Annotated in this window: 12 protein-coding genes and 1 tRNA gene; 8 read left to right on the top strand and 5 right to left on the bottom strand. The window is 73.4% G+C overall.

Annotated elements, in window-relative coordinates; all coding sequences use genetic code 11:
- Nucleotides 1-52: 52 nt before the first annotated feature.
- Nucleotides 53-1030, top strand: a complete 978-nt coding sequence (locus AC4H2S_RS14325; RefSeq protein WP_491497645.1) for a sulfate/molybdate ABC transporter ATP-binding protein — start codon at nt 53-55, stop codon at nt 1028-1030.
- A 59-nt stretch (nt 1031-1089) separates the two neighbouring features.
- Nucleotides 1090-1743 carry a cobalamin B12-binding domain-containing protein gene (locus tag AC4H2S_RS14320; RefSeq protein WP_491497644.1) on the top strand — a complete coding sequence of 218 codons (654 nt, stop codon included), beginning with the start codon at nt 1090-1092 and terminating at the stop codon, nt 1741-1743.
- Here AC4H2S_RS14320 and AC4H2S_RS14315 read toward each other — a convergent pair.
- Nucleotides 1727-2218 carry a YajQ family cyclic di-GMP-binding protein gene (locus AC4H2S_RS14315; protein ID WP_491497643.1) on the bottom strand — a complete coding sequence of 164 codons (492 nt, stop codon included), beginning with the start codon at nt 2216-2218 and terminating at the stop codon, nt 1727-1729. The two genes, AC4H2S_RS14320 and AC4H2S_RS14315, sit on opposite strands and share 17 nt — an antisense overlap.
- 83 nt (nt 2219-2301) lie before the next feature.
- Between AC4H2S_RS14315 and AC4H2S_RS14310 the strand changes: the two genes are divergently transcribed.
- The 3 genes from AC4H2S_RS14310 to AC4H2S_RS14300 all read left to right on the top strand — a co-directional run bounded on the left by AC4H2S_RS14310 (nt 2302) and on the right by AC4H2S_RS14300 (nt 6027).
- A tRNA-Tyr gene (locus AC4H2S_RS14310) sits at nt 2302-2383 on the top strand.
- An 87-nt stretch (nt 2384-2470) separates the two neighbouring features.
- Nucleotides 2471-4690 (top strand): PfkB family carbohydrate kinase, encoded by a 2220-nt coding sequence (locus AC4H2S_RS14305; protein WP_491497642.1) that lies wholly within the window; start codon nt 2471-2473, stop codon nt 4688-4690.
- Nucleotides 4687-6027, top strand: a complete 1341-nt coding sequence (locus AC4H2S_RS14300) for an MFS transporter (protein ID WP_491497641.1) — start codon at nt 4687-4689, stop codon at nt 6025-6027. Before AC4H2S_RS14305 ends, AC4H2S_RS14300 begins: the two co-directional genes overlap by 4 nt.
- Nucleotides 6028-6040: 13 nt before the next feature.
- On the opposite strand, the gene AC4H2S_RS14295 is transcribed toward AC4H2S_RS14300, so the two are convergent.
- From AC4H2S_RS14295 to AC4H2S_RS14280, 4 genes are read right to left on the bottom strand one after another with little or no spacing between them, the layout of a single operon-like run.
- Nucleotides 6041-6721, bottom strand: coding sequence for a histidine phosphatase family protein (locus tag AC4H2S_RS14295; RefSeq protein WP_491497640.1), 681 nt, complete (start codon nt 6719-6721; stop codon nt 6041-6043).
- A 20-nt stretch (nt 6722-6741) separates the two neighbouring features.
- A complete protein-coding gene (locus AC4H2S_RS14290) occupies nt 6742-7650 on the bottom strand; it encodes a phosphodiesterase (RefSeq protein WP_491497639.1) in 909 nt (302 codons plus the stop codon).
- 10 nt (nt 7651-7660) lie between these two features.
- Entirely contained in the window at nt 7661-8878 is a 1218-nt protein-coding gene (gene fahA, locus AC4H2S_RS14285) for a fumarylacetoacetase (protein WP_491497638.1), read from the bottom strand.
- Nucleotides 8875-9738 (bottom strand): hypothetical protein, encoded by an 864-nt coding sequence (locus tag AC4H2S_RS14280; RefSeq protein ID WP_491497637.1) that lies wholly within the window; start codon nt 9736-9738, stop codon nt 8875-8877. Before AC4H2S_RS14280 ends, fahA begins: the two co-directional genes overlap by 4 nt.
- 65 nt (nt 9739-9803) lie before the next feature.
- Here AC4H2S_RS14280 and AC4H2S_RS14275 point away from each other — a divergent pair, with 65 nt between their 5' ends.
- From AC4H2S_RS14275 to AC4H2S_RS14265, 3 genes are read left to right on the top strand one after another with little or no spacing between them, the layout of a single operon-like run.
- Complete coding sequence (locus AC4H2S_RS14275; RefSeq protein ID WP_491497636.1) at nt 9804-11036, top strand: homogentisate 1,2-dioxygenase; 1233 nt, start codon at nt 9804-9806, stop codon at nt 11034-11036.
- Between the two features lie 49 nt (nt 11037-11085).
- Nucleotides 11086-12513: a glucose-6-phosphate dehydrogenase gene (gene zwf, locus AC4H2S_RS14270; RefSeq protein WP_491497635.1), complete on the top strand. Its 1428-nt coding sequence runs from the start codon at nt 11086-11088 to the stop codon at nt 12511-12513.
- The gene (locus AC4H2S_RS14265) at nt 12503-14356 is read left to right on the top strand and encodes a glycoside hydrolase family 15 protein (RefSeq protein WP_491497634.1); all 1854 of its coding nucleotides are present in this window, start codon (nt 12503-12505) and stop codon (nt 14354-14356) included. Before zwf ends, AC4H2S_RS14265 begins: the two co-directional genes overlap by 11 nt.
- The last annotated feature ends 7 nt before the right edge of the window (nt 14357-14363 follow it).

The raw sequence follows: 14363 nt of genomic DNA, 5'->3' as shown, positions 1-14363 counted from the left end.
CCTCCCGGCCATCCCCGAGCCACCAGACCCGAGCCCCAGAAAGGCATCACCCATGAGCATCGAAGTGTCAGGGCTGAACAAGAAGTTCGGCGACTTCGTCGCGCTCGACGACGTCAGCGTCACCATCCCGACCGGCCAGCTCACGGCGCTCCTCGGCCCCAGCGGCGGCGGCAAGTCGACGCTGCTGCGCATCATCGCCGGCCTGGAGAAGGCCGACACCGGCACGGTCAGGATCGAGGGCGTCGAGGCGACCCACCTGCCCGCGCAGAAGCGCAACGTCGGCTTCGTCTTCCAGCACTACGCGGTCTTCAAGCACATGACCGTGGCCAAGAACGTCGCCTTCGGCCTCGAGATCCGCAAGCGGCCCAAGGACGAGATCGAGCACCGGGTGCGCGAGCTGCTCGACCTGGTGCACCTCTCGCAGTTCTCCCACCGCCTCCCCTCGCAGCTCTCCGGCGGGCAGCGCCAGCGCATGGCCCTGGCCCGCGCGCTCGCTGTGGAGCCCTCGGTGCTGCTGCTCGACGAGCCGTTCGGCGCGCTCGACGCCAAGGTCCGCAAGGAGCTGCGCGACTGGCTGCGCCGCCTCCACGACGACGTGCACGTCACGACCGTCTTCGTCACCCACGACCAGGAGGAGGCGCTCGAGGTCGCCGACGAGATCGTGGTGATCAACGAGGGGCGCGTCGAGCAGGTCGGCACCCCCGACCAGCTCTACGACGAGCCGGCCAACGACTTCGTGATGTCGTTCCTCGGCGAGGTCACCCACCTCGGCGGCCTCTCGCTCCGACCCCACGACATCGAGCTGGAGCGCAACCCGTCCCTGGCCGGCAGCGTGGAGGGGACGATCCACCGCCTGGTCCGCATCGGCTTCGAGGTGCGGCTGACCGTGCTCACCGTCGACGGCGACGAGGTGTCGGTCGTCGTGACCCGCGCCCACGCCCGCGCCCACGGCCTCGAGGAGGGGAGCACCGTCTGGCTCACCCCTGCGGCGGGCGCGACCGTGGTGCCGAGGATGGTGGCGGCCGTCTGAGCGTGCGCCGCGACGTCCGGAAAGGCGCGTGCGCGCGCAGGGGCGGCTAGCGTGCGCGTGTGGACCTCACGACGACCTCGGGCGAGCTGTGGTCGGCCGTCGAGACTTTCGACGCCGAGGCGGCGGAGCTCGCGATCGCCCGGCTGCTCCGGGACGTGCCGCTCTCGGGCGCGGTGACCGGCGTCGTGCTCCCGTTCCTCCAGGAGGTCGGCGACCGGTGGGAGGCGGGCACCCTGTCGGTGGCCCACGAGCACTTCGTCAGCGACATGCTGCGGCGAACGCTCACCGCGCTCGCCGCCGCGCCCCCGACGCCGGTGCTCCAGGACGCCTCCGCGACCGCGCCGGTCGTCCTGCTCGCCTGCCCGCCCGGCGAGCGTCACGACATGGTGCTGCTGTGCGTGGCGCTGATGCTGCGCGAGCGGGGCGTACGGGCCAGGTTCCTCGGGGCCGACACGCCCGTGCCCGCCCTCCGCGCCGCAGCCCGCGCCGCGGGTGCCGACGCGATCGTCCTCGCGGCACGGCGCCCGACGATGTTCACCGCCCAGGCGTCCGCGCTGCGCAGGCTCGCCGCCGACCACCCCGTCTACGCCGCCGGTCGCGGGGCGGACGAGCAGACCCTCGGCGAGATCGGCGCGCGCCCCCTCCCCGCGGATCCGGTGCGCGCGGTCGTGGTGCTCGTCGGCGAGCTGGCCGAGATCAGCGGTAGTTGGTGAACTGCACCGCGAAGTCGTAGTCCTGCGCCTTCACCAGCTGCTGGACGGCCTGGAGGTCGTCGCGCTTCTTCGACGAGACGCGCAGCTCCTCGCCCTGCACCTGCGCCTTGACGCCCTTGGGGCCCTCGTCGCGGATCAGCTTGGAGATCTTCTTGGCGTCCTCGGAGGTGATGCCCTCCTTGAGCGCGATGTCGATCTTGGAGACCTGCCCCGACTGGCGCGGCTCGGAGGCGTCGAGGATCTTCAGGCTCTGGTTGCGCTTGATCAGCTTGTCCTGGAAGACGCTGAGCACGGCACTGGCCCGCTCGTCGGCGGAGGCGGTGATCTCGATGGCCTTCTCGCCCTTCCACTCGATGGAGGCTCCGGTGCCCTTGAAGTCGAACCGGGTGGCGATCTCGCGGGCCGCCTGGCTGAGCGCGTTGTCGACCTCCTGGCGGTCCAGCTTGCTCACGATGTCGAAGCTCGAGTCGGCCATTGAGTGCCTCCTTGGGGGGCTCGCGCCGGGTGCCCCGGCGATTCGTTGTCATGTCCGTGCCTTGCTATTGTTCCGCACGCCCCGGCAGGTTGCCCGAGCGGCCAAAGGGAGCTGACTGTAAATCAGCCGGCATTGCCTACAGAGGTTCGAATCCTCTACCTGCCACCGGAACGGTCCGATCCGGTCGCGAGACCCCCGCACCACGTGCGGGGGTCTCGTGCGTTCCGGGCCGCCCGCTGCTTGACTGCCCGGATGAGCACCCCGCCCGACGACGCCTGGCTCGACGCCGAGTGTCGCCGCCTCCTGGCCTTCGGCCGCCGCGCCGTGCACCCCGGCGGGGGAGCCACGTGGCTCGACGATGCCGGGGCGCCCGACCTCGAGCGGCCGGTGCACACCTGGATCACCGCCCGCACCGTCCACGTCCAGGGCCTCGGCACGCTGCTCGGCGTCGAGGGCGCGGACGCCGTGGCGTCCGGTGCCCTCGCCGGGCTGAACGGCGTGCTGCGCGACACCGACCACGGTGGCTGGCACGCCGCGGTCGGCCCCGACCGCACGCCCGACGGCACGGGCAAGTCCTGCTACGCCCATGCGTTCGTGATGCTCGCCGCGTCGACCGCCGTCGTCGCGGGGTTGCCCGGGGCGGAGCGGCTGCTCGACGAGGCGACCGGCGTCTTCGAGGAGCGCTTCTGGGACGACGACCTGGGCCGCGTGGTCGACGAGTGGGACCGCGCGTGGACCACCGCCGCGCCCTACCGCGGCCTCAACTCCACGATGCACTCGGTCGAGGCGATGCTCGCGGTCGGCGACGTCACCGGTGACGACGTGTGGCACCGGCGGGCGGCCCGGCTGGCCGGCCTCGTGCTCGACCTGGCGCCGGCGTACGACGGCCGGCTCCCCGAGCACTTCGGCCCCGACTGGTCGGTGGACCTCGAGCTCAACCGCGAGCGGCCCGACGACCCGTTCAAGCCCTACGGCGCGACCGTGGGGCACGGCCTCGAGTGGTCGCGGCTGCTGCTCCACCTCGAGGCCACCCTGGGCGCCTCGGCGCCGGCGGCCCTGCTCGACACGTCGCGGCTGCTCTTCGACCGGGCGGTCGCCGACGGCTGGCACGCCGACGGCGGGCCCGGCTTCGTCTACACCACCGACTGGGACGGGCGCCCGGTGGTGCGCGAGCGGATGCACTGGGTGGCGGCCGAGGCCGTGGCGGCCGCCGCGGCGCTGCACCGGCGCACGGGGGAGGACGCCTACGCGCGGCGGTACGCCGAGTGGTGGGACTACGTCGTCGAGCACGTCCGCGACGTCGATCGGGGCTCGTGGCACCACGAGCTCGACGCCGCCAACCGTCCCCAGGCCAGCGTCTGGCCCGGCAAGCCCGACCTCTACCACGCGGTCCAGGCGACGCTCCTGCCCCGGCTGCCGCTCGCGCCCAGCCTCGCCAGCGCCCTCGCCAGCGCCTCGCGGCGGCATCGGGCCCCACGGGCGAGGCAGGACCGGGCGCCCGGGCATGATGGGTGCATGACCGAGGTCCAGCCCCGCATCCTGGTCGTCGGCGAGGCACTCGTCGACGTGGTGCCCGGTCCCGACGGGACGACCCGCGACCACCCCGGCGGCAGCCCCGCCAACGTGGCGCTCGCCCTCGGCCGGCTCGGGCGCGACGTACGCCTGGTGACGCTGCTGGGCGACGACGCGCGCGGCGCGGCGGTGCGGGCCTGGCTGGAGGCCGGCGGCGTCGAGGTCCTCGCGGCGCCCACCGGCTCGGGCCGCACGTCGAGCGCGGCGGTCACCCTGGACGACTCCGGCGCCGCGACCTACGACTTCGACCTCGACTGGGACCTCCGCGCGGTGCCCGACGTGCCCTGCGACGTGCTGCACGTCGGGTCGATCGCGACCGTCCTCGCGCCGGGTGCCGACACCGTGCTGGAGGCGTTCCGCGCGCGGCGCGGCCAAGCCCTGCTCTCGCTCGACCCCAACGCCCGCCCCGCGATCACCCCCGACCGCGCAGGGCCTGCGGCCCGGGTCGAGGAGCTCGTCGCCCTCGCCGACGTGGTCAAGGTGAGCGACGAGGACCTCGCGTGGCTCCAGCCTGGCGACGGTCCGGTCGCGACCGCCACCCGTTGGGCGGCGGCCGGCCCGGGGCTCGTCGTGGTCACCCGCGGCGGCGCCGGCGCGGTCGCCGTGCGCCCCGACGGGACGACGCTCGAGGTGCCCGGCGTGCCCGTCGCGGTGGCCGACACGGTCGGAGCCGGCGACACCTTCAGCGGGGTGCTGCTCGACGCGCTGGTCGCCCTCGGGGTGCACGGGCCCGGAGCCGGCGACGCGCTGCGCGCCCTGACCGACCGCGACCTCCTCGACGTCGTCACCACCGCGGCCGTCGGCGCCGCCATCAACGTCTCCCGGCCCGGTGCCGACCCGCCGACGCGGGCGGAGCTGTCCGCCGCGATGGGCACCGACCGCGGAGCCGGGCGGGCGTGAGCGCGGAGCAGATCCACGACATCGGGAGACGACGGGCCTGGGTGATCTGGCTGGTCGCGCTCGCCGTCTACGTGCTGGCGGTGTTCCACCGCAGCTCGCTCGGTGTCGCGGGGATCATCGCGGCCGACCGGTTCGACATCACCGCCACCAGCCTGGCCACCTTCACGGTGCTGCAGCTCGTGGTCTACGCCGGGATGCAGGTGCCGGTGGGGGTCTTCCTCGACCGCTACGGCTCGCGCACGATGCTGCTGGCCGGGCTCGCGCTGATGACGGCCGGCCAGCTCGCGTTCGCGTTCTCGACCTCGTTCGCCGGGGCGGTGGCCGCGCGCGCGGTCGTGGGCGCGGGCGACGCGATGGTCTTCGTGAGCGTGATCCGCCTGGTCACGATCTGGTTCCTGGTGCGGCAGGCGCCGATGGTCACCCAGGTCACCGGCCTGACCGGGCAGCTGGGCGCGATCGCGGCCGCCGGCCCGCTGTCCTTTTTGCTCGACGAGCTCGGCTGGACCCGCACGTTCGCGCTCACCTCCAGCGTCGGCGTGGTGCTGCTGGTCGCGGTGCTCGCGCTCGTCAAGGACTCGCCCTACCGGCGCAACGAGGTCGTCGTCATCAAGCTGCGAGCGCTGGCGCAGTCGGTCCGCACGGTCTGGGGCAACCCCGGCACCCGGCTGGGGATGTGGTCGCACTTCACCTCGCAGTTCTCCGCCACCGTCTTCACGCTGCTGTGGGGCTTCCCGTTCCTGGTGCAGGGACTCGGCTGGACCTCGCGCGCCGCGAGCACCCTGCTGATGGCGATGACCGCGTGGGCGGTCGTCAGCGGCCTGGTGCTCGCCCGGCTGGTGGGCCGGCTGCCCTACTACCGCTCGTGGATCGTGGTCGGCGTCGTGCTGGCGATGGTGGTCCCGTGGACGGCCGTGCTGCTGTGGCCGGGGGCGGCGCCGACGTGGCTGGTGGTCGTGATGGCCTTCGCCACCGCGAGCGGTGGACCGGCGGCGATGGTGGGCTTCGACCTCGCCCGCTCGTTCACCCCGGCGCACGAGACCGGGCGCGCCAACGGGCTGGTCAACATCGGCGGCTTCACGGCCTCGCTGCTGACGATGGCCCTCATCGGTCTGGTGCTCGACCTGTCGGCCTCGGGCGGGATGGGCTCGTACACGCTCGGCGACTTCAAGCTGGCGATGGCCGTGCAGTACGCGTTCTGGACCCTGGGCGTCGTGCAGACGCTGCGCTACCGCCGGCGCGGGCTCGACCACCTCGCGCGGGTGCACCCCGGCTCGGTCGAGCAGCTGCGGGCCGGCAAGCCGTTCGTGCACCCCGGCATCGGCACCGAGGGCGTCTAGCGCGGCTGGTCGCTCAGCCGATCTCGCCGTCCCCGTCGGAGTCGAGGTCGCCGGTCGGGTCCTCGGCCGTCGGGTCCTCGAGGAAGTCGCCGCCCACGGGGTGGCCCTGCCACGACACCAGCTCCCAGCCGGTGCGGGGGTCGCCGTCGAGCACGATCAGCGCGGTGTTGTGCAGCGGCTGGTGGGCCGGCGGGGCCTGCGGGCTGGGCGCCATCCGGCTCGAGGCCCAGGTGCGCAGCGCGGCACCGTGGCTGACGACGAGCGCGGCCTCGTGGCCCGCCTCGGCGATGGTGCGCACCGCCGCGTCGTAGCGGGCCAGGAACTCCTCGCCCGTCTCGCCGCCGGGCATCCGGTGGCCGAGGTCGCCCTCGAGCCACGCCGCGACGGCACCGATGTAGCCGGCGACGGCGTCGTGGTCGTTGCGCATCTCGAAGTCGCCCGCGGAGACCTCCTCCAGTCCGTCGAGCTGCACCGGGTCGAGGCCGCGCTCCTGCGCGGTGGGCGCGGCGGTCTGGTGGGTGCGCACCCGGCTGGAGACGTAGATCGCGTCGAGCCGCTCATCGGCGAGGGCCTTCGCGGCCGCCACGGCCTGGGCACGGCCGAGGTCGGTGAGGTCGAGCCCGGGGTGGGCGGTGTCGAGCTCGCCGGAGACGTTGGCGTGCGTCTGGCCGTGGCGCATGAGCAGGAGTCGCAAGGTCGAGGGTCCTCGGGAGGCTAGGAGTTGAACGGGGACGTCTTGCTGGAGGCGAGCTCGCGCGCCTGCTCCACGGGCACGTCCTCGAGCGCGGCCTCGATGTCGGAGCCGATGTGGCTCACCTCGGTGCCGCGCTCGATCAGCACCTGGGTGTGCACGAGGCGGTCGTCGTAGGCGTGCACCATCGTGAAGCCCTGGCCGGTGTCGACGCCCGAGACGAAGCGGTCGACGGGTGCCGGGTCGAGGGTGTAGCAGCTGGCGGCCGTCACCGAGACCGGCACCCCGGCGAACGTCGACCACGTGGGCAGGTGCAGGTGGCCGGCGAGGATGCCGCGCACGTCGGTGCCGGTGATCACGTCGGCGAGCGCCTGCTGGTCGTGCAGCTCGATCAGCTCGGCGGCGCGGACCATCGGCAGGGGCAGCGGCGGGTGGTGCATCGCCAGCAGCGTCCCGTGCTCGGCCGGGGTGGCGAGCACGTCGGAGAGCCACGCCAGCTGCTCGGGCAGCAGCTCGCCGTGGTGGTGGCCGGGCACGCTGGTGTCGAGGGCGACGATGCGCAGCCCGTCGACGTCGTGCACCCGGTCCTGGCACCCGGCGTCGTCGGAGTCGAACATGGCCTTGGCGAAGGGCGCGCGCTCGTCGTGGTTGCCCATCGTCCACACCACCGTCGCGCCGATCCCGGCCGCGAAGGGCTCCACGATCGAGCGGAGGGTGGCGTACGCGTCGGGCTCGGCGCGGTCGGCGAGGTCGCCGGTGAACACCAGCGCCCGGGGCGCGGGCCGCACCGCCGCGAGCCGGTCGAGCGCGCGGCGCAGGTTGGCGGCGTTGTCGATGACGCCGTAGTGGAGGGCGCCGCCGCCGATCAGGTGCGGGTCGCTCAGGTGCGCGACGACGTGCCGCGGGGCGGCGTACTGACCGAGCTGCTTCACACCGAGCAGCCTAGGTCCGGGCCGGGAGGATGCGCCCGGTCACCTCGCTGAGGGTGATCCGCCCGCCCCCCGTGCCCGGCGCGGTGTAGCGCAGGGTCACCTCGTCGCCGTCCTCGAGGAAGGTGCGCTCGCGTCCGCCGGCGGTGAACGGCTCGGTGCCGCCCCAGCTCAGCTCGAGCAGCGACCCGCGTTGGCCGGGCTCGGCGCCCGAGACCGTGCCCGACCCCCACAGGTCGCCGGTGCGCACGGTGGCGCCGTTGACCGTGGTGTGGGCGAGCATCTGGGCCGGCGACCAGTACATCGTGCGGTAGGGCGGACGCGAGACCACCTCGCCGTCGAGCACCACCTCCACCTCGATGTCGAGGCCCGCGCGGCCCTCGACGCGGAGGTAGTCGAGCACCTCCGGGTCGTCCTGGCCGGGCAGGTCGGTCCAGGCGGCGTCGAGCGCCGCGAGCGGGGTCACCCACGCGCTGATCGAGGTCGCGAACGACTTGCCGAGGAACGGCCCGAGCGGGACGTACTCCCACGCCTGGATGTCGCGCGCCGACCAGTCGTTGAGGCCGACGACGCCGAAGGTGTGCCGCGCGAAGTCGGCCGTGGCGACCCGGTCGCCCAGCGCTGACGGCACCCCGACGACGAAGCCGAGCTCGGCCTCGATGTCGAGGCGACGGGACGGGCCGAAGCTCGGCCGCTCCTCCGCCGGCGCCTTGCGCTGCCCGTGCGGGCGTACGACGTCGGTGCCCGAGACCACGACCGTTCCCGAGCGGCCGTGGTAGCCGACGGGGAGGTGCTTCCAGTTGGGCAGCAGCGGCTCCTGGTCGGGACGGAAGATCCGGCCGACGTTGGAGGCGTGGTGCTCGGAGGCGTAGAAGTCGACGTAGTCGCCGACCGTGAACGGCAGCAGCATCGTCACCGAGTCGACCGGCGCCAGGGCCGGCTCGACGAGGTCGCGCTCCGTCTGGTCGGTCAGCAGGCCGGTCACCCACGCGCGGGTCGACTCCCAGACTGCGGGACCGGCCGCCATGAACGGGTTGAGCGTGGGCTGGTCGAACAGCTCGTGGGTGTCGACCATGTCGGCGGCCGCCACCACGCTGAGGTCGAGCACCTGGTCGCCGATGCGCACCGCGACCCGCGGGCGCTCGCCGGAGCGCGCGAAGACGCCGTAGGGGAGGTGGTCGACGTCGAACCCGGAGCCGGCGGCTCCCTCGACCCAGCTGTTGCGGCTCATCCGTTGTCCTCCACCAGTCCGAGGGCGATCAGGTCGTCGAGCGGCTCGGTGACCGAGCACGAGCCGAACGAGGTGAACCAGCGCCGGGCCGACGCCACCCCGCCCCCGGCGAGCGCCGCGGTGAGCGCGGCGCCGTCGCGCTCCTCCAGGACGGCCGTCGCGTCCTCGACGGTGCCGCCGTCCCACAGCGTCCTCGTCGCCGCCATCAGGTTGAGGAAGCCGTGCGCGCCGCCGCCCTCCGGGTCGTGGCGCACCGCCCGGTGCAGCCCGGCGGTGGCCTTGAACGGGGTCTCGCGGTCGAGCGCCGCGTCGAGCCATCCGGCGACGGTCGCGGACCCGGGGACGAGGTCGTGGTCGACGTTGCCCAGGCGGAGCTTGAGGCGGTGCCCGCAGGCAGCGACCTCGTCGGCGGCGGCCAGCCAACCGGCGGTCACCGGCCCGGGCAGCTCGACGAAGAGCGGGACGTCGTCGGCCCCGGCGGCACGCAACGCGGCGTCGATGCGGCGCACGTTGCCCACCGGGTCGTCGACGTCGCGCACGGCGATCTCCACGGCTGCGACGTGCAGCCCGAGGCGGGCGGCCGCGCCGAGCGGGCCGGCGAGCTGGCCGGCGCCCCCGGTCACCACGACCGACAGCGGGCCGCCGAAGCCGCGGACGAGCGGCAGGTCGGTGTCGCGGAGCACGAGGCTGCCGACCAGGTCGGCCCACCACTCCTCGCGGCGCGCGGTGTGGGCCGTGGTCGCCTCGTGGAGCGGCACGTCGCCGGGCGGGAAGATCGCGGCGTCGTCGACGAGGCCGCGCCACTCCTCGGGCCAGGCAGCTCTGCGGGCGGGATCGGGGGATGCAGGAGGGGGGACCACGGGGCTACTCTAGCCACCAGATAACGGACGCAAACGTCCGGTAATCGGATGAACGGAGCGCACTGATGGCCCACTACCGAGCACTCGGTCGGCTGCCCCGCCAGCGGCACACCCAGCTGCGCGACGACGACGGCCACCTCTTCCGCGAGGAGCTGATGGGCGAGGAGGGGTTCTCCTCCGACTCCTCGCTGCTCTACCGCCGGGGCGTGCCGAGCGCGATCACCGACAGCCGGGTGTGGGACCTCGCCGACCAGTCGCGCACCCCCAACCACCCGCTCAAGCCGCGGCACCTCCGGCTGCACGACCTGCAGACCGGGTCCTGCCCGGTCGAGGGCCGGCGGCTGGTGCTGGGCAACAACGACGTCCGGATCGCCTACGTGCTGACGGGCACCGACCCGTCCCCGCTCTACCGCAACGCCATCGGCGACGAGTGCGTCTACGTCGAGTCCGGCAGCGGCACCGTCGAGACCGTCTTCGGGGTCGTGCCCTACCGCACCGGCGACTACGTCGTCATCCCGCGCGCGACCGACCACCGGTGGGTGCCGGGCGAGCCGTCGCGGCTCTACGCGGTGGAGGCCAACAGCCACATCCACCCGCCCAAGCGCTACCTGTCGCGCTTCGGCCAGCTGCTCGAGCACGCGCCCTACTGCGAGCGCGACCTCCACGGCCCGGCCGAGACCTTCGAGGTCGAGGGCACGGACGTCGAGGTGCTGGTCAAGCACCGCACCAGCGCCGGCATCGTCGGCACCCGGCTGACCTACGCCACGCACCCCTTCGACGTGGTGGGCTGGGACGGGTGCCTCTACCCCTACACGTTCAACGTCGAGGACTACATGCCGATCACCGGCAAGGTCCACCAGCCGCCGCCGGTGCACCAGGTCTTCGAGGGCTGGAACTTCGTGATCTGCAACTTCCTGCCCCGCAAGGTCGACTACCACGACCTCGCGATCCCGGTGCCCTACTACCACTCCAACGTCGACTCCGACGAGGTGATGTTCTACGTCGGCGGCGACTACGAGGCCCGCAAGGGCTCGGGCATCGGCATCGGCTCGATCAGCCTGCACCCCGGCGGCCACGCGCACGGCCCGCAGCCCAGCGCGATCGAGGCCTCGCTGGGGGTGCAGTACTTCGAGGAGTCGGCCGTCATGGTCGACACCTTCGCCCCGCTCGAGCTCGGCGAGGGCGGCCTCGCCGTCGAGGACCCGGCCTACGCCTGGACCTGGGCGGGCCGCGGGCCCAGTCCCTCGGGCGGTGCGGCCGGGGACGACGGCGGACCGGCGGTCTACAGCAACACGTGACGCGTCGCGCGAGGGCCCACTCCTTCGGGTGATCGTTAGCGTGGCGGGCATGACGACCGCTGCTCGAGCGACCTCCGGCGACACCGACCTCCCGCCCTGCGTCTTCGTCCTCTTCGGTGCCCGCGGCGACCTCGCGTCGCGCAAGCTGTTCCCTGGCCTCTACCGCCTCGCGGCGGCCGGCCGCCTGCCCCGGGAGTACGCCGTGATCGGCAGCGGGCGCCACTCGCCCGGCTCGGACGACGAGTTCCGCGACGAGGTGCTGGAGGGGCTGCGCGACACGGTCGACGACCTCGACGACGACCTGGTGCGCGTCCTCCTCGACCGCCTCTCGTTCCAGGTCTCCGACGCCGACCTCGCCGCGCGCGTGCGCGAGGTGGAGGAGGGGCTCGGCGACGACGTGCTGCGCCTGGTCTACCTCTCGGTCCCGCCCGCGGCGATGGGCGGCATGGTCGCGATGCTGGGACGCGAGGGGCTGGCCGAGGGCGCCCGGCTGGTGATCGAGAAGCCCTTCGGCCTCGACCTGGCGTCGTTCGAGGAGCTGGACCGCGACGTGCACGACGTCTTCGACGAGGACCAGGTCTTCCGCATCGACCACTTCCTCGGCAAGGAGGCGGTGCAGAACCTGCTCGCGCTGCGCTTCGCCAACGCCCTCTTCGAGCCGGCGTGGAGCCGCGAGAGCATCGCCTCGGTGCAGGTCGACGTGCCCGAGACCTTGGCGATGGAGGGCCGCGGCTCGTTCTACGAGTCCACCGGCGCGCTGCGCGACATGGTCTCCACGCACCTGTTCCAGATCCTCGGCGCGGTCGCCCTGGAGGACCCGGGGGAGTGGTCGGCCGCCGCCGTCCGACGCGCCCGCGCCGCGGTGCTCGCCGACGTACGACCGCTCGACCCGGGGCGGGTCGTGCTCGGGCAGTACGACGGCTACCGCGACGAGGACGACGTCGCGGACGACTCCGACGTCGAGACCTTCGTGGCGCTGGAAGTCTGGGTCGACAACGACCGCTGGCGCGGCGTCCCGTTCTTCCTGCGCACCGGCAAGGCGATGGCCGAGACGGCCCGCACGGTGACGCTCCGCTTCCGAGCGCCCGACTCGACGGTGTTCGGCGACGGACTTGCCCCCGACGAGCTCGTCCTCGAGCTCTCCGACGAGGCGCAGGTCCACGTCGACCTGCTCGGCAAGCGCCCCGGCCCCGAGATGGAGCTCGCCCCGGCGACCATGCGTCTCGACCTGGGGGAGGAGCTCCCGAACGACGAGCCGCTCGAGGCCTACGAGCGGCTGCTCCTCGACGTGCTCCACGGCGACCACACCCTCTTCTCGCACGCCGACGAGACCCGGCGGCTGTGGCAGGTGTGCCAGCCGGTGCTCGACGACCGGCCGGCGCCCCTGCCGTACGAGCAGGGCTCCTGGGGGCCGGACGCGGCGCTCGCCCTCCCCGAGGACGGCTGGCGCCTGGGCCGTGACGCCGATGGGCAGTGATGCCCGGGGTCCCGGCGGACCGGCCGCGCCCATCGCCGACCACGGCCTGATCGGCGACCTCCGCACGGCGGCCCTCGTCGCGACCGACGGCACCATCGACTGGTTCTGCCCGGGCCGGTTCGACGCGCCGAGCGTCTTCGCCTCGCTGCTCGACCCCGACGGCGGGTCGTGGCGGCTGGCGCCCGACGACCCCGATGCGCGCAGCCAGCAGTACTACCACCCGGAGACCAACATCCTCGTCACCCGCTTCATGACCGAGGACGGAGTGGTGGAGGTCCAGGACTTCATGCCGGTGCTGCGCGCCCACGACCCCGACCACCGGCAGCGGCTGGTGCGCCGCGTGGTCGGGCTGCGCGGCTCGGTCGAGCTCACCATGGAGATGACGCCCCGCCCCGACTACGCCCGCACGGACCCCGACCTGGACGTCGAGGACGGCGTGGTGCGCTTCGCCGACGGCGACGTCCACCTGGCGCTGTCGAGCACCGTCGACCTCGACGTCGAGGCGCGTGCCGCGTCGGCCGGGGTGGCGCTCGCGACCGGCGAGTCCGCGCTGTTCGTGCTCGAGGTGCTGGCCCCCGACGAGCCCGCCCGCGGCTGCACGCCCGCCGACGTGTCGGAGCTCTTCGAGGCCACCGCCGCCTACTGGCGCGAGTGGCTCTCGCAGGCGACCTACACCGGGCGGTGGCGCGAGTGGGTGGATCGCTCGGCGCTCACCCTCAAGCTGCTGTGCCACGAGCCCACGGGCGGGATCATCGCCGCGCCGACCACCAGCCTCCCGGAGAGCATCGGCGGCTCGCGCAACTGGGACTACCGCTACGTGTGGATCCGCGACGCCGCGTTCAGCGTCTACGCCCTCCTGCGCCTCGGCTTCACCGAGGAGGCGGGGGCGTTCGTGCGCTTCCTCTCCGAGCGGCTCGGGGAGGCCGCCGACGACGGCGTCGACGAGGAGCTCGGACCGCTGCGGGTGGTCTACGACCTCGACGGCGACCTGCCCCACGAGCGCGAGCTCGACCACCTCGCCGGCTACCGCGACTCCCGGCCGGTGCGCGTCGGCAACGCCGCGGTCGACCAGCTGCAGCTCGACGTCTACGGCGAGCTGATCGACTCGGTCTACCTCTTCGACAAGCACGGGCGCGGCATCAGCCACGACGCCTGGGGCGACCTGCGCCGGATCGTCTCGTGGCTGATGGACAACTGGGCGCGCCCCGACGCGGGGATGTGGGAGATCAGGTCGCAGCCGCGCACCCACACCAGCTCGCTGGTGATGAGCTGGGTCGCCGTCGAGCGGATGATGCGCGTGGCCCGCCGCCGCGGCCTGCCCGGCGACCTCACCCGCCTGGCCGCGACGCGCGACGAGATCTACGAGCGCGTGATGACCGAGTGCTGGAACGACGACATCGGCGCGTTCACCGCCTTCGCCGGCAGCGACGTGCTCGACGCGGGCGCGCTGCTGATGCCGATGGTGAAGATGCTGGCACCCGACGACCCGCGCTTCCTCTCCACGCTGTCGGCCATCGAGGAGCGGCTGGTCTCCGACAGCCTGGTGCTGCGCTACGAGCCCGAGGCCTTCGGTGACGGCGTCTCCGCCGCCGACGGCACCCTCGACGGGGAGGGCACGTTCTCGCTGTGCTCCTTCTGGTACGTCGAGGCGCTGACCCGCGCCGGTCGCCTCGCCGAGGCCCGCCTGGCGCTGGAGAAGATGTTCACCTACGCCAACCACCTCGGCCAGTACGCCGAGCAGGTCGCGCTCAACGGCGAGCAGCTGGGCAACTTCCCGCAGGGCTTCACCCACCTCAGCCTGATCAGCGCCGTGATCAACCTCGACCGCAGCCTCGACGGCTGAGTGCGGG

Source organism: Nocardioides sp. Z13_37, from assembly GCF_058355585.1.
The sequence above is the reverse complement of the archived record's forward strand: the minus strand, read 5'-3'. Positions and strand labels throughout refer to the sequence as shown.